The sequence below is a fragment of the Citrobacter amalonaticus genome (assembly GCF_018252635.1).
GTDB classification, from domain to species: Bacteria; Pseudomonadota; Gammaproteobacteria; order Enterobacterales; family Enterobacteriaceae; genus Citrobacter_A; species Citrobacter_A amalonaticus_E.
This window is the reverse complement of record NZ_JAGTXM010000007.1, coordinates 1-18493: the sequence shown is the minus strand read 5'-3', so window position 1 is coordinate 18493 and position 18493 is coordinate 1. Positions and strand designations below refer to the sequence as shown.

17 protein-coding genes are annotated in these 18493 nt (G+C 51.5%); 8 read left to right on the top strand and 9 right to left on the bottom strand.

Going from position 1 to position 18493, the window contains the following annotated elements; all coding sequences use genetic code 11:
• Both KE671_RS20570 and typA read right to left on the bottom strand, forming a co-directional pair.
• Complete coding sequence (locus KE671_RS20570; RefSeq protein WP_206164517.1) at positions 1-675, bottom strand: DUF2778 domain-containing protein; 675 nt, start codon at positions 673-675, stop codon at positions 1-3.
• A gap of 167 nt (positions 676-842) precedes the next feature.
• Positions 843-2666: a ribosome-dependent GTPase TypA gene (gene typA / locus KE671_RS20565; RefSeq protein WP_042325427.1), complete on the bottom strand. Its 1824-nt coding sequence runs from the start codon at positions 2664-2666 to the stop codon at positions 843-845.
• A 376-nt stretch (positions 2667-3042) separates the two neighbouring features.
• Here typA and glnA point away from each other — a divergent pair, with 376 nt between their 5' ends.
• From glnA to KE671_RS20545, 4 genes are all read left to right on the top strand, one after another.
• On the top strand, positions 3043-4452 hold the full coding sequence (gene glnA, locus KE671_RS20560) for a glutamate--ammonia ligase (RefSeq protein WP_206164516.1): 1410 nt from the start codon (positions 3043-3045) through the stop codon (positions 4450-4452).
• Between the two features lie 274 nt (positions 4453-4726).
• A complete protein-coding gene (gene glnL, locus KE671_RS20555; protein ID WP_206164515.1) occupies positions 4727-5776 on the top strand; it encodes a nitrogen regulation protein NR(II) in 1050 nt (349 codons plus the stop codon).
• An 8-nt stretch (positions 5777-5784) separates the two neighbouring features.
• On the top strand, positions 5785-7194 hold the full coding sequence (gene glnG / locus KE671_RS20550; RefSeq protein WP_042998847.1) for a nitrogen regulation protein NR(I): 1410 nt from the start codon (positions 5785-5787) through the stop codon (positions 7192-7194).
• A gap of 110 nt (positions 7195-7304) precedes the next feature.
• Entirely contained in the window at positions 7305-7415 is a 111-nt protein-coding gene (locus KE671_RS20545; RefSeq protein ID WP_090050632.1) for a YshB family small membrane protein, read from the top strand.
• A gap of 78 nt (positions 7416-7493) precedes the next feature.
• On the opposite strand, the gene hemN is transcribed toward KE671_RS20545, so the two are convergent.
• From hemN to KE671_RS22970, 3 genes are all read right to left on the bottom strand, one after another.
• Positions 7494-8867 carry an oxygen-independent coproporphyrinogen III oxidase gene (hemN, locus tag KE671_RS20540; protein ID WP_206164514.1) on the bottom strand — a complete coding sequence of 458 codons (1374 nt, stop codon included), beginning with the start codon at positions 8865-8867 and terminating at the stop codon, positions 7494-7496.
• Positions 8868-9054: 187 nt separating this feature from the next.
• Positions 9055-9567: a Der GTPase-activating protein YihI gene (gene yihI / locus KE671_RS20535; RefSeq protein ID WP_206164513.1), complete on the bottom strand. Its 513-nt coding sequence runs from the start codon at positions 9565-9567 to the stop codon at positions 9055-9057.
• Positions 9568-9670: 103 nt separating this feature from the next.
• Positions 9671-9859 (bottom strand): hypothetical protein, encoded by a 189-nt coding sequence (locus KE671_RS22970; RefSeq protein WP_432759343.1) that lies wholly within the window; start codon positions 9857-9859, stop codon positions 9671-9673.
• Between the two features lie 285 nt (positions 9860-10144).
• Here KE671_RS22970 and yihA point away from each other — a divergent pair, with 285 nt between their 5' ends.
• Positions 10145-10777, top strand: coding sequence for a ribosome biogenesis GTP-binding protein YihA/YsxC (gene yihA, locus KE671_RS20530; RefSeq protein WP_206164512.1), 633 nt, complete (start codon positions 10145-10147; stop codon positions 10775-10777).
• Positions 10778-11109: 332 nt separating this feature from the next.
• Here yihA and polA read toward each other — a convergent pair whose 3' ends face one another.
• On the bottom strand, positions 11110-13896 hold the full coding sequence (gene polA / locus KE671_RS20525) for a DNA polymerase I (RefSeq protein WP_206164511.1): 2787 nt from the start codon (positions 13894-13896) through the stop codon (positions 11110-11112).
• 364 nt (positions 13897-14260) lie between these two features.
• On the opposite strand from polA, the gene KE671_RS20520 reads away from it, so the two are divergent.
• Positions 14261-15196: an acyltransferase gene (locus KE671_RS20520; protein ID WP_206164510.1), complete on the top strand. Its 936-nt coding sequence runs from the start codon at positions 14261-14263 to the stop codon at positions 15194-15196.
• A 12-nt stretch (positions 15197-15208) separates the two neighbouring features.
• Here KE671_RS20520 and dsbA read toward each other — a convergent pair whose 3' ends face one another.
• From dsbA to KE671_RS20505, 3 genes are all read right to left on the bottom strand, one after another.
• Positions 15209-15832 carry a thiol:disulfide interchange protein DsbA gene (gene dsbA, locus KE671_RS20515; RefSeq protein ID WP_042325410.1) on the bottom strand — a complete coding sequence of 208 codons (624 nt, stop codon included), beginning with the start codon at positions 15830-15832 and terminating at the stop codon, positions 15209-15211.
• A gap of 14 nt (positions 15833-15846) precedes the next feature.
• Complete coding sequence (locus KE671_RS20510) at positions 15847-16833, bottom strand: serine/threonine protein kinase (protein ID WP_206164509.1); 987 nt, start codon at positions 16831-16833, stop codon at positions 15847-15849.
• A 76-nt stretch (positions 16834-16909) separates the two neighbouring features.
• Positions 16910-17179: a YihD family protein gene (locus KE671_RS20505; protein WP_042325406.1), complete on the bottom strand. Its 270-nt coding sequence runs from the start codon at positions 17177-17179 to the stop codon at positions 16910-16912.
• Between the two features lie 69 nt (positions 17180-17248).
• Here KE671_RS20505 and mobA point away from each other — a divergent pair, with 69 nt between their 5' ends.
• Together mobA and mobB are read left to right on the top strand one after the other, a co-directional pair.
• Positions 17249-17833 (top strand): molybdenum cofactor guanylyltransferase MobA, encoded by a 585-nt coding sequence (gene mobA, locus KE671_RS20500; protein WP_206164508.1) that lies wholly within the window; start codon positions 17249-17251, stop codon positions 17831-17833.
• Positions 17830-18333 carry a molybdopterin-guanine dinucleotide biosynthesis protein MobB gene (mobB, locus tag KE671_RS20495; RefSeq protein WP_206164621.1) on the top strand — a complete coding sequence of 168 codons (504 nt, stop codon included), beginning with the start codon at positions 17830-17832 and terminating at the stop codon, positions 18331-18333. Before mobA ends, mobB begins: the two co-directional genes overlap by 4 nt.
• Positions 18334-18493: the final 160 nt, after the last annotated feature.

The following is an 18493-nucleotide window of genomic DNA, read 5'->3' as shown; positions in this document are numbered from 1 at the left end:
TCAATTACCTGTTACCGTTATTTGTCTATAAGCTTCTAATTGTCCACCATTTATAGGATGTTTATGCGCCATTAATAAGTTATACCTGAGCCTGTCATAATCCTGCTGATTATAGAAAGTTATACAGCCATCAGAGACACCTGTTCCATCGGGCCGTAATGGATGCAGTCTGAACGAAGAACGTGTTCTGGTTTTATACGCAAATGGTGGTTCATCTACACCAACATAAGCCTTGCTTTTTTCTTTCAAACGATAGCCATCTTGATAATGATATTCACCGTGCCAGTTATCGAAAGGTGAGTCATTATTGATTAAAGCATGCATATCTGTTAATTCTTCTTGTTTTCCATACCCAATGAATGACTTAAAAACAACGATCGTATAATCATTTATAAGTCCATCATCTTTATATAAGGCAAACCAATCATCATAATTATTCCCTGTCCGCCACTCTTTTTCTAGCTGTGTTAACCATGAACCAATACCTCCTGTTGGCCGATCAACAATCCAATATACGCCTGGAGGAATCGGACCGTTCTTTTGCATATAATAATTTGGATTGTTCTTATATTTCCCCAAACCAGAAAACACATCAAACTCACCAACCCCTGCACATCTCAATTTTAATCTACCATCACGGGAAATCTGCCGGAGATTTAACGTACAAAAAATCATTAAATCCTCCCTTATAGATAAATCAAATGAATGAATAATCTCTGAATGATACGCCGAAGCCAGATTAAACGATAAAGATATTAATACTTTGATAAATACCTCAAAATAAATATTTCAAAAAAAAAGCCGCTGATATCAGCGGCTTTTTCATAGCAAGAGCGTAAGTATTAATCTTCTTTCGGACCACGGTTCGCGCGGCGGCGATCGTTTTCCGTCAGGTGACGTTTACGAATACGGATAGACTGAGGAGTCACTTCTACCAGTTCGTCGTCATCGATGAACTCCAGCGCTTGCTCCAGGGTCATCTTAACCGGCGGAACCAGAACCGTGGCTTCGTCAGTACCGGAAGCACGCATGTTGGTCAGTTTCTTACCGGTCAGGCAGTTTACGGTCAGGTCGTTGGAACGGCTGTGAATACCGATGATCTGGCCTTCGTACACTTCGGCACCGTGACCGAGGAACAGCTTACCGCGGTCCTGCAGGCTGAACAGCGCAAACGCAACTGCTTTACCCTGGCCGTTGGAGATCAGTACGCCGTTCTGGCGCTGACCGACTTCACCCGGACGTACGTCATCGTAGTGACTGAAAGTGGAGTACAGCAGACCGGTACCGGAAGTCATGGTCATGAATTCTGAACGGAAGCCGATCAGACCACGGCTTGGGATCACGTAGTCGAGACGTACGCGGCCTTTGCCATCTGGATTCATGTTTTTCAGGTCGCCTTTACGCTCGCCCAGTGCCTGCATGACAGAACCCTGGTGCTGCTCTTCAACGTCCAGCGTCACGTTCTCGAACGGCTCTTGTTTACGGCCATCGATTTCGCGGAAGATAACTTTCGGACGGGAAACCGCCATTTCGAAACCTTCACGACGCATGTTTTCGATAAGAACTGACAGGTGCAGCTCACCACGACCGGATACACGGAACGCGTCCGCATCTTCAGTTTCTTCAACACGCAGCGCAACGTTGTGCACCAGCTCTTTGTTCAGGCGGTCAAGGATCTGACGGGAGGTAACGTATTTACCTTCTTTACCACAGAACGGAGAGGTGTTGACGTTGAAGAACATGGTAACGGTCGGTTCATCAACAGACAGTGCCGGCAGCGCTTCCACATTCTGCGGATCGCAGATAGTGTCAGAGATGTTCAGCTCGCCCAGACCGGTGATCGCGATGATGTCGCCTGCTTCTGCCAGATCGCTGTCGATACGCTCCAGACCCAGGTGAGTCAGAACTTTACCGACTTTACCGTTGCGGGTTTTGCCTTCGCTATCCACGATAGTGATCTGCTGGTTCGGCTTCACTTTACCGCGTTTGATACGGCCGATGCCGATAACGCCAACGTAGTTGTTGTAGTCCAGCTGCGAGATCTGCATCTGGAACGGACCATCAAGGTCAACGTCCGGCGCTGGTACGTGGTCGACAATCGCCTGATACAGCGGGGTCATGTCTTCCGCCATATCTTCGTGATCCAGACCGGCAATACCGTTCAGCGCAGAAGCGTAGATGATCGGGAAATCCAGCTGTTCGTCAGTCGCGTCGAGGTTCACGAACAGGTCAAATACCTGATCGACAACCCAGTCCGGACGCGCGCCAGGGCGGTCAACTTTGTTGATGACCACGATTGGCTTCAGGCCATGCGCAAAGGCTTTTTTGGTCACGAAGCGCGTCTGCGGCATCGGGCCGTCAAATGCGTCAACCACCAGCAGCACAGAGTCAACCATGGACATGACACGCTCAACTTCACCACCGAAGTCTGCGTGCCCAGGGGTATCAACGATGTTGATACGGTAATCATTCCATTTGATAGCGGTGTTTTTCGCGAGGATGGTAATCCCACGCTCTTTCTCCAAATCGTTGGAGTCCATCACACGCTCTTGAGTTTCGGCACGAGAGTCGAACGTACCGGATTGCTGCAGCAGCTTATCAACCAGGGTAGTTTTACCATGGTCAACGTGCGCGATGATGGCGATATTACGCAAATTTTCGATCACAACTTTGCCTCAGGCATTAGAAATAGCGCGTTATTGTACACGGATTAATCGCACTACAAAACAGGATCACAAACATCCTCCGCAAACAAGTATTGCAGAGTTTCTTTGTGATCGCTTTCACGGAGCGTTAAAAGGGTTATACACGGTCCATTGCACCAATATGGTGCTCAATGTTCACATTAAAGCACTATACTGGTGCAACATACACGGCATGGTGCAACCCTTTTGCACGATGGTGCGCATGATAACGCCTTTTAGGGGCAATTTAAAAGTTGGCACAGATTTCGCTTTATCTTTTTTACGGCGACACGGCCAATGATTAAAGAATTGAACACCTCGTTACCACGACGACTATGACCAATCTGGAGAGTTAAGTATGTCCGCTGAACACGTTTTGACGATGCTGAATGAGCACGAAGTGAAGTTTGTTGATTTGCGCTTCACTGATACTAAAGGTAAAGAACAGCACGTCACGATTCCTGCTCATCAGGTAAATGCCGAATTCTTCGAAGAAGGCAAAATGTTTGACGGCTCTTCGATTGGTGGCTGGAAAGGCATCAACGAATCCGACATGGTGCTGATGCCGGATGCTTCTACCGCAGTCATCGACCCGTTCTTCGCGGATTCTACGCTGATCATCCGTTGTGACATCCTGGAACCGGGTACCCTGCAAGGCTATGACCGCGACCCGCGCTCTATCGCCAAGCGTGCTGAAGAATACCTGCGCTCCACCGGCATCGCGGATACCGTTCTGTTCGGGCCAGAACCAGAATTCTTCCTGTTTGACGACATCCGCTTCGGCGCGTCAATCTCCGGTTCTCACGTGGCTATCGATGACATCGAAGGCGCATGGAACTCCTCCACCCAGTACGAAGGTGGTAACAAAGGTCACCGTCCGGCAGTGAAAGGCGGCTACTTCCCGGTTCCACCAGTAGACTCCGCTCAGGACATCCGTTCTGAAATGTGTCTGGTGATGGAGCAAATGGGCCTGGTCGTTGAAGCTCACCACCATGAAGTGGCCACTGCAGGTCAGAACGAAGTGGCAACCCGCTTCAACACCATGACCAAAAAAGCGGACGAAATTCAGATCTACAAATATGTAGTACACAACGTCGCTCACCGCTTCGGCAAGACCGCGACCTTCATGCCAAAACCGATGTTCGGCGATAACGGTTCCGGTATGCACTGCCACATGTCCCTGTCCAAGAACGGTACCAACCTGTTCTCTGGCGACAAATATGCGGGTCTGTCTGAGCAGGCGCTGTACTACATCGGCGGCGTGATTAAACACGCTAAAGCGATTAACGCCCTGGCGAACCCGACCACCAACTCTTACAAGCGTCTGGTCCCGGGTTACGAAGCACCGGTTATGCTGGCTTACTCTGCGCGTAACCGTTCTGCCTCTATCCGTATTCCGGTGGTGGCATCTCCGAAAGCACGTCGTATCGAAGTCCGCTTCCCGGATCCGGCTGCAAACCCGTATCTGTGCTTTGCAGCCCTGCTGATGGCCGGTCTTGACGGTATTAAGAACAAGATCCACCCGGGCGAAGCCATGGACAAAAACCTGTATGACCTGCCGCCGGAAGAAGCCAAAGAGATCCCACAGGTTGCCGGCTCTCTGGAAGAAGCACTGAACGAGCTGAATCTGGACCGCGAATTCCTGAAAGCGGGCGGCGTGTTCACTGATGAAGCCATCGATGCTTACATCGCGCTGCGCACTGAAGAAAACGACCGCGTACGCATGACGCCGCACCCGGTAGAGTTTGAGCTGTATTACAGCGTTTAATGATAATTAGTTGTAATTCCCGTAGATTTCTTATTGCAGCAAGGCGGCAATCGAAGGGATCCCGATGAGCTTAGTCCACTAAGTGATTCGGGTGACTGAGAGCAGCCAACACCGCTGCGGTAAGAAAGATACGGAGAATTTTAGTTGCCGTGGAAACTTTTAGCCCATCTCACGATGGGCTTTTTTCACCGTCAACAAGCTGATCCTTCGCGCTTTTTCTACATTAAAAGCTATAATGCACTAAATTGGTGCAAACTATTCAGGAGACTGCTGTATGGCAACAGGCACGCTGCCCGATGCTGGGCAGATCCTTAATTCTTTAATCAACAGCATCCTACTGGTCGACGATGAGCTGGCGGTGCATTACGCCAACCCGGCTGCGCAGCAGTTACTCGCCCAAAGTTCCCGCAAACTGTTTGGTACACCGCTTCCTGAACTCCTGAGCTATTTTTCTTTGAATATCGAACTGATGCGCGAAAGCTTAGAGGCGGGGCAAGGGTTTACCGACAATGAGGTCACGCTGGTGATTGACGGGCGTTCGCACATTCTGTCGCTCACCGCGCAGCGTTTGCCGGATGGTCAGATCCTGCTTGAAATGGCGCCGATGGATAACCAGCGCCGCCTGAGCCAGGAGCAGCTACAGCATGCTCAGCAGGTCGCCGCACGCGATCTGGTACGTGGACTGGCGCACGAGATTAAAAACCCGCTCGGTGGCTTACGCGGCGCTGCACAGCTATTGAGCAAAGCCCTGCCCGACCCGGCACTGCTGGAATACACAAAAGTCATTATTGAACAGGCTGACCGGCTACGTAACCTGGTCGACAGACTGTTGGGTCCGCAGATGCCAGGAACGCATGTCACGGAAAGCATTCATAAGGTGGCAGAGCGCGTAGTGGCGCTAGTTTCTATGGAGTTACCGGCCAACGTCACGCTGGTCCGCGATTACGATCCCAGCCTGCCGGAACTGCCGCACGACCCGGAACAGATCGAGCAGGTGTTGTTGAACATTGTCCGTAATGCGTTACAGGCGCTGGGACCAGACGGTGGGGAGATCGTGCTACGTACCCGTACCGCGTTCCAGCTCACGCTACACGGCGAGCGCTATCGCCTGGCGGCGCGTATCGACGTTGAAGATAACGGACCGGGAATTCCTTCCCACTTACAGGATACGCTGTTTTACCCTATGGTCAGCGGCCGCGAAGGCGGCACCGGGCTGGGATTATCCATCGCCCGCAATTTGATCGATCAGCATTCCGGCAAAATTGAATTTACCAGTTGGCCAGGTCATACCGAGTTCTCGGTTTATCTGCCGATTCGGAAATAGAGGTGCTTATGCAACGAGGGATAGTCTGGGTAGTTGATGACGATAGTTCCATCCGTTGGGTGCTTGAACGTGCTCTCGCCGGAGCGGGTCTGAGTTGTACCACCTTTGAAAACGGTAACGACGTGCTGGGCGCGCTGGCGAGCAAAACGCCGGACGTGCTGTTGTCCGATATTCGGATGCCGGGGATGGACGGGCTGGCGCTGTTAAAACAGATTAAACAGCGTCATCCGATGTTGCCGGTCATCATAATGACCGCACATTCCGATCTGGATGCCGCCGTCAGCGCTTATCAGCAAGGGGCGTTTGATTACCTGCCCAAACCCTTTGATATCGATGAAGCGGTCGCACTGGTTGAACGCGCCATCAGCCATTATCAGGAGCAGCAACAGCCGCGTAATATTCAGATCAATGGCCCGACAACCGACATCATCGGTGAGGCGCCGGCCATGCAGGATGTGTTTCGTATTATCGGGCGGCTCTCTCGTTCCTCCATCAGCGTGCTGATTAACGGGGAGTCCGGGACGGGTAAAGAGCTGGTCGCCCATGCCCTGCACCGCCACAGCCCACGCGCCAAAGCGCCGTTTATCGCGCTCAACATGGCAGCGATTCCGAAAGATTTGATCGAATCCGAGTTGTTTGGTCATGAAAAAGGGGCGTTTACCGGAGCGAATACCATTCGTCAGGGACGCTTCGAGCAGGCCGATGGCGGCACGCTGTTTCTTGATGAGATCGGCGATATGCCGCTGGATGTGCAGACCCGTCTTTTGCGCGTATTAGCCGACGGACAGTTTTATCGCGTTGGCGGCTATGCGCCAGTGAAAGTGGACGTACGAATTATCGCTGCAACCCACCAGAATCTTGAGTTACGCGTCCAGGAAGGCAAGTTTCGTGAGGATTTGTTCCACCGTCTGAACGTCATCCGCGTGCACTTACCACCGCTGCGCGAGCGTCGGGAGGATATTCCGCGCCTGGCTCGCCATTTCTTGCAGGTTGCTGCTCGCGAACTGGGCGTTGAGGCCAAGTTGCTACATCCGGAAACTGAAGCGGCGCTGACGCGTCTGGCGTGGCCGGGCAACGTTCGCCAACTGGAAAATACCTGTCGCTGGTTAACCGTGATGGCGGCCGGACAAGAGGTATTAATTCAGGATCTCCCCGCTGAACTGTTCGAAGCCACCGCGCCCGAAAGCCCGTCGCATCTCCAGCCGGACAGTTGGGCCACGCTTCTGGCGCAGTGGGCGGATCGGGCACTGCGATCCGGTCATCAAAACCTGCTGTCAGAGGCACAGCCTGAAATGGAACGCACGTTGCTGACCACAGCGCTGCGCCATACACAGGGCCATAAACAGGAAGCGGCACGCTTGCTCGGATGGGGGCGTAATACCCTGACGCGTAAGTTAAAAGAGCTGGGAATGGAGTAACGTCACACGCTTGTGTAAAGATTAATAATTGAGCGCAAATTGCCGTTATTTTACGCTTTACTGTTCCGATGAGTTCAGTATGATCGTGCCCGGCAAACGGGGGACAAAACATGCTGGAATCGATTATAAATCTGCTATCAAGCGGAGCGGTCGACAGCCATACGCCACAAACTGCGGTTGCCGCAGTACTGTGTGCCGCGCTGGTTGGGCTGTTCAGCTAACGCTGTGCCGGATGGCGCTAACGCTTAATGGCTCTACACGTTGTAGGCCGGATAAGCGAAGCGCCATCCGGCAACAGATTAAATCACCCGCGAAAACTGCTGCATCCGCGCTTTTTGACGCAGATACGCATCAAAGCACATGCAGATGTTACGAATCAGCAAACGGCCTTTCGGCGTCACCTGAATCCCCTTCTCTGTCACATCCACCAGCCCATCTTTCGCCAGCGGGGCCAACAGCTTCAGGTCTTCGGCAAAGTAATCTGCGAAGTTCAGACCCCACTGCTGCTCAACCGCAGCATAGTCGAGACGGAAGTTGCAGATCAGCGACTTGATGACATCACGACGGATACAGTCATCTCGGGTCAGCGCGATACCGCGCCATAAGGCATTTCCCTGCTCATCCACCTGCTGATAGTAAAGTTTCAGCTCTTTCTGGTTCTGGGCATAGCAATCGCCAATCATACTGATGGCAGAAACCCCCATCCCCAGTAGATCGGTGTCGCCCTGGGTGGTGTATCCCTGAAAATTACGGTGGAGAACGCCTTCGCGCTGGGCGATCGCCAGCTCATCATCCGGGCGGGCAAAGTGGTCCATGCCGATAAACTGATAGCCGGTCTCTGTTAGCGAGGAGATGGTTTCCTGCAAAATATCCAGCTTCTGCTGCGCGCTGGGCAGATCGGCATCTTTAATTTTGCGCTGCGCGGCAAACAGCGTCGGCAAATGCGCATAGTTAAAGACGCTCAGACGATCGGGACTTAATTCCGCGACCCGCTTCAGGGTATAGGCGAAACTTTCCGGCGTCTGTTTAGGTAAACCGTAGATCAGATCGATATTGGTCGAGGTAAAGCCGATGTCACGTGCATGATTGAGTAGCGCAAAGATAAACGCCTCATCTTGCTCACGGTTAACCAGTCGCTGGACCTCTTTATTGAAGTCCTGCACGCCCATACTGAGACGGTTAAATCCTTCCGCGCGTAAATGATCGAGCACATCCAGCTCTATCTCTCGGGGATCGACTTCAATCGAAATCTCCGCATCCGCATTGAAGTGGAAATGATTCCGCAGCAGCGTCATCAGACGACTGATTTGCGCTTTATTCAGATAGGTTGGCGTACCGCCGCCCCAGTGCAACTGGCTTACCTGCCGTCCAGCAAACAGCGGCGCACGGTGCACAATTTCCTGTTCCAGCGCATCCAGATACTGATCGGCCTTATGCTGCTGGCGGGTTACAATCTTATTGCAGCCGCAGAAGTAGCAGAGCTTGTGGCAAAACGGGATATGGACGTAAAGCGAGAGTGGACGCTCAGGATAGCGCGCGACGGCCTGTAAAAACGCCGGTTCGCCAAACGCATCAGAAAATTCCAGCGCGGTCGGGTACGAGGTATAGCGTGGCCCGGAATAGTTATATTTCTGGATCAGGGCCAGATCCCAGTCTATTTGTTGTTCTGACATGCTCACTCCTTCCGATGGCGTCTCTGGCGGGTACGGCGTACCGGCCGCACTCCATTTCGAGTACTAAGCCGGCTGCGCAGCCACTTCTGTCGCCGCGACAACCGCTGTAGTTTAACGAATAACCACACCAGATAACATATAACCGGAAGGGTTATAAGCAGGACGGGCAGGCCCACGGTGTAAACCGTTAGTTGCCGCCTCGCAGCAGGCGCATCATATCTTCCTGCTTCTCGTCATCTTCCTCATCTTCTTCGTCATCATCGTAGGAGAGGCCCAGCTTCTGCATCAGTTCATCGATGCGATCCAGTTTGGCATCCACCCAGGACTGATCTTCCGCGCTCAGGGTTTCGCCTGCTTCCAGACGTTCTAACAGCGCATCCAGGCGCTCATCCGTTTCCAGTAAATCCAACTCAGCCTGCGGTGAAAGCATAGGTTTCTCGCTCTTCGGTTTGTGCTGTTTGGTGACTTTTTCGGTCACGCCCAATGGAATAGGGGTTTTACTGCCGATACGTGGATCTTTCTGTTGATGCTTATTTTTGCCGCCTGACGCTGCGTCACCACCGGTCGCACGGCTACCCGCCGCGTGTCCACGGTGTTTTTTCTGACGCTTGCGGTCACGAGCTTCCTGGTTCAGCTCTTCGCGGGTTTTACGGCGTGCCTTTGCGGGGCCTTTGCCGCGTGGTGTAGAAGTGGATTTCATAGTGATTCGTCTTTGGCTGTTTTATTCAGTATATAATTGCGCCGGAATCTAGCAGAAATAAAGAAAAAAGGCGACAGATTGCTCTGTCGCCTTTTCACCTTACTCACAACCCTGAACGGGTCCTACATTCCTTGTCGGCTGTCAACACACCCTGTTTTTCCTTCAGCCTGGAACATTCCGTGTCTTTTCCGTTTCCGTATACCAACGTCTCCGAACGCCTGTCATCCTGACAATCCTGTGTCTTCGCCTCCTGGCGCTCCTGACCCTCATCCTGAGTCGTCTTCCTGTACAGCTATCCTCGCTATGAGGGCTACTCTACTCTATTGCCGTAAAGTAACAAGTCGTTGGCCGCACAGTTCAGACATTTTCAGAATATTACATACTTTTAATACTATGATTTAGTTGATTTATTTAATTATTTTCCCTGCAATTACTCTTAAATTTCGTATAAGAACGATCGGCAATGTCTTACAACGAGCAAGGTTTTTACTCACAGCAGCTCCATGTCGAAAAATCAGTCTTTTGCTCCTGTTCAGGTATAATCGCGATAAAGCTTTGACTGACGGAGACGACCGCTTTGATTAACCTGAATTATCAACAGACGCACTTTGTGATGAGTGCGCCTGATATTCGCCATTTACCTTCCGATACGGGAATCGAAGTGGCATTTGCTGGCCGTTCCAACGCAGGGAAGTCCAGCGCGCTGAACACGCTGACCAATCAGAAGAGCCTGGCGCGTACTTCGAAAACGCCTGGCCGTACTCAGTTGATTAACCTGTTTGAAGTGGTCGACGGCAAACGTCTTGTTGACCTCCCAGGCTATGGTTACGCCGAGGTGCCGGAAGAGATGAAGCGCAAGTGGCAACGCGCGCTGGGTGAGTATCTGGAAAAACGCCAGAGCCTGCAGGGACTGGTGGTATTGATGGATATTCGCCACCCGCTGAAAGATCTCGACCAACAGATGGTCCAGTGGGCCGTTGAGAGTAACATCCAGGTACTGGTACTGCTGACGAAAGCAGACAAACTGGCGAGCGGTGCGCGTAAGGCGCAGTTGAATATGGTCCGTGAAGCGGTATTAGCCTTCAATGGCGATGTGCAGGTTGAGACCTTTTCATCGCTGAAAAAGCAGGGTGTGGACAAATTACGGCAGAAGCTGGACAGCTGGTTTAACGAACTGGCACCGGTTGAAGAGGAACAGGGCGGGGAGTAATTTCCGCGATGCCGGATAGCGACGCGGTGCGTGTTATCCGGTCTGGCACGCCTGCCATATCTTTCTTTCGCCCATAAAAAACGCCCCAGTCAGAAACTGACTGGGGCGGCTAAAATATTCAGCCAAATCCGATTACGTGAAGTAAAAGGTCTGAAAGATAGAACATCTTACCTCTGTACCCTACGCGAATAACTTTACTCTTTTTTGAGCAGCTCAGAAAGCACTTTTTGTAATTTTTTTTCATTCTTTACATAGGAAATTCCAATGCCCATCACAAAAACCACGCGCTTATGTTACTTAATTACGAAAAAAGCACGTTATTTCACGACCACTTAGTGCGCCTGATCCCAGTTTTCACCACTTCCGACTTCCACCAGCAGCGGCACATCAATGCGCGTGCAGTTTTCCATCAACTGATGGATCTTTTTCGCTACCGCATCCAGGTCGTCTTTATGCACTTCGAACACCAGTTCATCGTGTACCTGCATGATCATACGCACGCGCGGTTTTTCCGCTTCCAGCCAGCCATCGACCGCAATCATCGCCCGTTTGATAATATCGGCAGCCGTTCCCTGCATCGGGGCGTTAATCGCCGCACGCTCCGCACCAGCACGACGCGCGCCGTTGCTGGATTTGATATCCGGCAGATAGAGGCGACGGCCTTCCAGCGTTTCAACGTAGCCTTGCTCTTTCGCCTGAGCACGGGTGCGTTCCATATACTCCAGCACGCCAGGATAACGTTCGAAATAGAGGTCCATGTATTTCTGCGCTTCCTTACGCGGGATGTTCAACTGGCGCGCCAGGCCGAACGCACTCATACCGTAGATCAGACCAAAGTTGATCGCTTTCGCGCTGCGACGCTGTTCGCTGGTCACGGTCTCCAGCGGCAGACCAAACACCTCTGCAGCGGTGGCGCGGTGAATGTCCTTTCCTTCAGCAAACGCTGTCAGCAACCCTTTGTCGCGAGACAGGTGCGCCATAATACGCAGTTCAATCTGCGAATAGTCCGCAGAAACAATCAGGTAATCCTTCGGCGGGATAAATGCCTGGCGGATACGACGCCCTTCCTCGTTACGTACCGGAATGTTTTGCAGGTTTGGATCGGTCGATGACAAGCGGCCCGTCGCGGTCACGGCCTGATGGTACGAAGTGTGCACACGCCCGGTTTTCGGGTTAATCATCAGCGGGAGTTTGTCGGTGTAGGTCGATTTCAGCTTCGCCAGACCACGATACTCAAGAATCACTTTAGGTAGCGGATAATCCAGCGCCAGCTCTTCAAGCACTTCTTCTGATGTTGATGGCGCGCCGCCTGGGGTTTTTTTCAGCGGCTTAATGCCCTGTTTTTCGAACAGGATCGTCTGCAACTGCTTGGTTGAAGAGAGGTTAAACACTTCTCCTGCAATCTCATGGGCTTTTTGTTCCAGTTCCGCCAGACGGAGCGTGATCTCCTCGGAGTGCTTATGCAGCACCGCAGGATCGATCTTCACACCATTGCGCTCTACGCGAGATAGCACCGGTACCAACGGCATTTCGATGTTTTCAAAGACGTTCAGCGGCCCTTTGTGCTGCTGCAGCTCTGGCCACATTTTCAGATGCAGCTGTAAGGTGACATCGGCATCTTCTGCCGCATAGCGTCCAGCCTCTTCCAGTGCGATCTGATTAAAGGTCAGTTGGTTCTTCCCTTTACCCGCAATCTCTTCGAAGGTGATAGTTTTATGCTTCAGCCAGCGATCGGACAAGCTGTCCATATCGTGACGTCCGGCAACGCTGTTCAGAATGTATGACTCGAGCATGGTATCAAAAGCGATGCCGCGCAGTTCGATACCATAATTTGCCAGAATGCCGCGATCGTACTTCAGGTTCTGTCCAACCTTACGCGCGCTTTCATCTTCCAACAGCGGCTTGAGCAATGCCAGCGCACGGTCGCGGGAGATTTGATCCGGCGCATCCAGATAATCATGCGCGACTGGCACATAAGCCGCCACACCCGGCTCAATAGCGAATGAGAGGCCTACCAGGTTGGCGGAGATGTTATCCAGACTGTCGGTTTCGGTATCAAAGGCAAACACCGGTGCTTTTTTCAGCTTCGCGATCCACGTTTCCAGCGTCGCCTCATCGAGAATAGTCACGTAGTTATCGTAGGAAAGCACAACTGCGGCGTCTTCCGGCGTTTCCTCAATGACGACAGTCTCCTGCGGTTTTGCCGCTGGCTTCGCCCCTTTCGCCTGTAACCACTTGCCTGCTTCCACATCGGCGGTCCAGCGTTTGAACTCATACTTTTTAAACAACCCAAGCAGTTCGTCAGCTTGTGGCTGTTGAACTTCCAGCTGTTCGCAGGTCAGTTCCAGCTCAACGTCGGTTTTGATTGTCGCCAGTTTATAGGAGAGGTAAGCCACCTCTTTATTTTGTTCGAGTTTACCCGCCATGGTTTTCGCACCACGGAACGTCAGCCCGGCAATTTTATCTGACTCAGTGTACAGGGTATCCAGACCCCCCAGCCCCTGTAATAACGCCTGCGCGGTCTTTTCCCCGACGCCAGGCACGCCAGGAATGTTATCGGAGGAGTCGCCCATCAACGCCAGGAAGTCGATGATCAGTTCAGGTGGCACGCCATATTTCGTCACCACTTCATCCGGACCAAGAATGGTGTTGGTCATAGTATTAATAAGGGTGATGTTTGGCGTGACCAGTTGGGCCATATCTTTATCACCGGTACTGATCAACACCGGGCGTCCCACTTTTTCTGCTTCACGCGCCAGGGTACCGATAACGTCGTCGGCTTCCACACCGGATACGGCCAGCAGCGGCAGCCCCATCGCCTTCACCATGGCATGCAGCGGTTCGATCTGCGCCCGCAAATCGTCCGGCATTGGCGGGCGATGCGATTTGTAATGTTCGAATAATTCGTCACGGAAGGTTTTACCCTTGGCATCAAATACCACTGCGGCGTGCGTTGGCTGATATTGCATGATCAGGCTGCGCAGCATATTGAGGACACCGTACATCGCGCCTGTCGGTTCGCCCGCGCTATTAGTCAACGGCGGAAACGCATGGTATGCGCGATAGAGATAAGAGGAGCCATCTACAAGGATAAGTGGGTTTTCTGGGATCTGAACCATAATGTCCGTGCCTGTTTATCAGATTATGGATAAAGGATGCCACAGACAGGACGAAAACATGAGTTTTTCACCACATTTGTCGTAATTCTTTTGTAGATCTTCTGGATCGCTCGCAAAGCCACCTGTGGATAACTTTGTGCATAATTAATTTTCATCCCATTAATTTCAAAGTGATGCTTTAATCATCGAACATTATATTGTTTAATTTCAGTTGGTTATAAAAATTATCATATAAACCCTTTATGTTTTCATTGAATTACGGAATGTGGATAGATATGGCGTGCTTTTCTCTGTCGCGAAGAACCATCATTTGAGTCATTTTCTGATAAAATCAGCCCCCTTGCGCGACTTTAGCGTACTGTTTATGGCTAATCCTTTGAATAATTTAATCATGGCGAGATTACTCGCTACAGTCACCTTGTTGCTGAGCATCGCATTGACCATCGTAGTTACGATTTTGTGCTCTGTACCGATCATTCTTGCCGGACTGGTAAAGCTTCTGCTACCCGTTCCTTTCGTCTGGCGCAAGGTGTCTTTGTTTTGTAATTTCATGATGTACTGCTGGTGTGAAGGACTCGCCCTGCTGCTGCATCTCAACCCATGGCTGAAATGGGATGTAGAAGGTCTGGAAGGACTGAGCAAAAAAAACTGGTATCTGCTGGTGTGTAATCATCACAGTTGGGCGGACATCGTGGTGTTGTGCGTGCTCTTTCGCAAACACATTCCCATGAACAAGTATTTCCTTAAGCAGCAGTTGGCCTGGGTGCCTTTTATCGGCCTCGCCTGCTGGGCGCTGGATATGCCATTTATGAAGCGCTATTCACGCGCGTATCTCCTGCGGCATCCAGAACGTCGTGGTAAGGATGTCGAGACCACTCGCCGGTCCTGTGAGAAATTCCGTGCGCATCCCACCACGATCGTTAATTTCGTCGAAGGCTCTCGCTTTACCGAAGAAAAACGACAGCAGACCCGCTCGCCGTATCAACACCTGTTGCCACCAAAAGCAGCAGGCATTGCGATGGCGCTGAACGTGTTAGGTTCGCAGTTCGATAAATTACTTAACGTTACGCTGTGCTATCCGGAAAACGACCGTACGCCATTCTTCGATATGCTGAGCGGGAAACTGACGCGCATTGTGGTTCGCGTGGACATGCAGCCCATTCAGGAAGAACTGCATGGCGACTACGTTAACGATAAAGGGTTTAAGCGTCGTTTCCAGCTATGGCTGAATACGTTGTGGAGTGAAAAAGACGTGTTAATAGAAGAGATTAAAGCGACAACTAAAAACGCCGGTCACTGACCGGCGCTGCTTTTATTTCTTACCTACCAGATATTTCACCGTGTCAGCATATTGCTGAACAAAGATATCCATGCTGCTGGTATCCATTCCCTGCGGATTCACCTGATATTTGCCATTAACAAACATTGCCGGAACGCCCTGCAATTGCAGATCGGCAGCGGCTTTCTCCTGCTGCGCAACCAGTGATTTCACGACAAAGCTGTTCCACGCGGCATCGTAATCTTCGCCTTTAATGCCAGCATCCACGAATACTTTACGAATATCCGCAACGCTCTGTACGGTCTGGGTTTTCTGTACACCTTCAAACATCGGCACTGTCACTTTATCTTCTACGCCCAGAGCCATCGCGACGGCCCACGCTTGCGTCAGATCCTTGCCCAACGGACCCAGGAACTCAACGTGGTATTTGGTCATTTTGACGCCTTCAGGAAGTTTTTTCTTCACGTTCTCAGAAACATGAAGGACTTCTTCAAACTGGTAGCAATGTGGGCAATAGAAAGAGAAAAACTCCAGCACCTGCGGTTCACCGGCAACGGGCTTTTCCAGGGTGGTATATTGCTTACCATCCTCGAATTGCGCTGCCGATGCGCTAAAAGCTAAAACCATACCAGCCAGCGCCAGCCAAATCTTTTTCATGATTACGTCTCCGATTAATACATGGGTGTTAATTGTAATGGGGGTTCTTGCAAAACTTTCGCCTGCTCGATAAATGTCGCGGTCTGTCGTTGCCAGTAATCTTCCTCGGTTAACCACGGGAAGTTTTTAGGAAACGCAGGATCGTCCCAACGACGCATCAGCCAGGCAAGATAATAAACCAAACGCATAGCACGTAAAGGTTCGATCAGTTCAATCTCAGAGATTTCGAACTCACTAACTTCTTCATAAGCTTCAATAATCGTCTCAAGCTGCATACGTTGCTCAGCTTTATCACCATTAAGAAGCATCCACAGATCCTGAATGGCAGGACCGTTGCGGGAATCATCTAAATCGACAAATAGCGGCCCCTCGCGCCAGAGGATATTTCCAGCGTGGCAGTCGCCATGCAGACGTAGGTTGACAAAATTCGTATGCCACCGCTCAGTGACGGCCGTAATCAGCGTATCCGTCGCTTTCAGGAAGGCGGCCTTTTGTGCGGACGGAATAAGTTGGGCATGCTCGAAGAGTTTACGCGGCGCGACGAGGTATTCGTCCAGCCCAATGGTCGGTCGCCAGGTAAATGGCTGCTTACGACCGGTCTGATGCAGACGCCCCAGATATCGACCCACCGCTTCCATTTGATCGATATTGTCCGCTTCAAACTGTCGACCGCCTACGCTTGGAAAGATCGCGTAGTGGAACCCTTGATGCGATAACAGCGTCTGACCATTAAAAGCCAGCGGCGCGGCAACCGGGACTTCATCTTCGAGCAGTTCAATCGCAAACTGATGCTCTTCCTGGATCTGGTCAACCGACCAGCGCTCAGGGCGATAAAATTTGACGACAAAACGCTGGCGATCTTCATCCTGAAACTGATAGACGCGGTTTTCATAGCTGTTAAGCGGGGTAAGACCAGAATCCACCCGGATCCCCTGCTCAAACAGCGCATCCATGATGGTATCCGGGTGTAATGTCTGGAAATTGAAAGCGTTGTTGTTCATCCCATCATCCGGAAAATTCGTCGAATGATTCAGGATATCATTTCATAACAACTTCGGTGGCCCCGCTTACAAGCTTTTACTCTTTAATTACGCCACGAGCGCGCAACAGCGCCGTTTTGAAATCTTCCTCGTAATCTTTCTGAATACCGGGAATAACCGCGTCTTTTGCAGAGTCACGCATTTTCAGGTGATAGATCAGAATGTCATCGGTTAAATCTGCCAGTTCACCGTCAAAACCTGACTCTTTCGCCAGTTTCTGCAAAAATTGCATCAGGTTAAGATCGGGCTCTTTTTGCCAGGCTGGCTGGAGGAGTTCAATAACTTCATTCAGGCGTTTACATTTCATGGTCGTGCTCCTTACTCTTGAGACAGACACGTTAGCAGGGTCAATCCCACAATAAAAGAGGCGATATCAGTGAATCAGGATAGTGCAATAACAGGGGTTGTACTGGCTGGCGGAAAGGCCAGGCGGATGGGGGGTATCGATAAAGGCCTGCTTGAGCTTAAAGGGAAACCACTGTGGAAGCATGTCGCCGATATGCTGTTGTCGCAACTGAATACGGTGGTTGTCAATGCCAATCGGCATCAAGAAATTTATCGTTCGGGTGGCCTGAAAGTCATTTCAGATATGATGGCGGATTTTCCCGGGCCGCTGGCAGGCATGCTTTCTGTTTTCCAACAGGAGGCGGGCGACTGGTTTCTGTTCTGCCCCTGCGACACCCCTTTTATCCCGCAGACACTGGTTGCCAGGTTAAGCGCCCGACGCAATCAGGCGCCGGTGGTATGGGTGCATGATGGAGAGCGGGATCATCCTACCATTGCGCTGGTTCACCGTTCAGTCCAGCCTTTTTTGCAGACCTATCTGCAGTCTGGCGAGCGGCGGGTAATGATTTTCATGCGTCAGGCCGGGGGGCATGCCGTCGACTTCAGCGACTGCAAGGAAGCGTTTGTGAATGTGAATACCCTTGAGGAGCTTGATAAATGGCAGGAGAAACCATGATCCCCCTACTGGCCATCGCCGCATGGAGCGGAACGGGAAAAACGACGCTGCTCAGGAAGCTAATCCCGGCTCTGTGCGCCGCAGGGATCCGTCCAGGGCTTATTAAACATACGCATCATAATATGGATGTGGATCAGCCGGGCAAAGACAGCTACGAGCTACGCAAAGCAGGAGCAGCGCAAACGCTGGTCGCCAGTCAGCAACGTTGGGCATTAATGACCGAGACGCCAGAAGAGCCCGAACTGGATTTAGCGTACCTGGTCAGCAGGATGGATCATGCCACGCTGGATCTGGTGCTGGTTGAAGGATTTAAGCATGAGGCCGTGCCTAAGATCCTGCTGTTCAGAAGCGATACCGGGCATGATTTCAGCGAGTTAACGCTGGATGAGCATGTGATTGCGGTGGCCAGTGATGTTGTATTGCCGCTTGACGTTCCGGTGCTGGATTTAAATGATGTGGACGTGATTGCGGAGTTTATTGTGGAGTGGAGTGCGATCTGACGACTTGCCGGGTGGCGCTGCGCTTATCTGCACCTGTCACAGGCTTACTACAGACGCAAAAAAGCCCATCCGTCAGGATGGGCTTTTTCACTGTTTGATGCCTGGCAGTTCCCTACTCTCGCATGGGGAGACCCCACACTACCATCGGCGCTACGGCGTT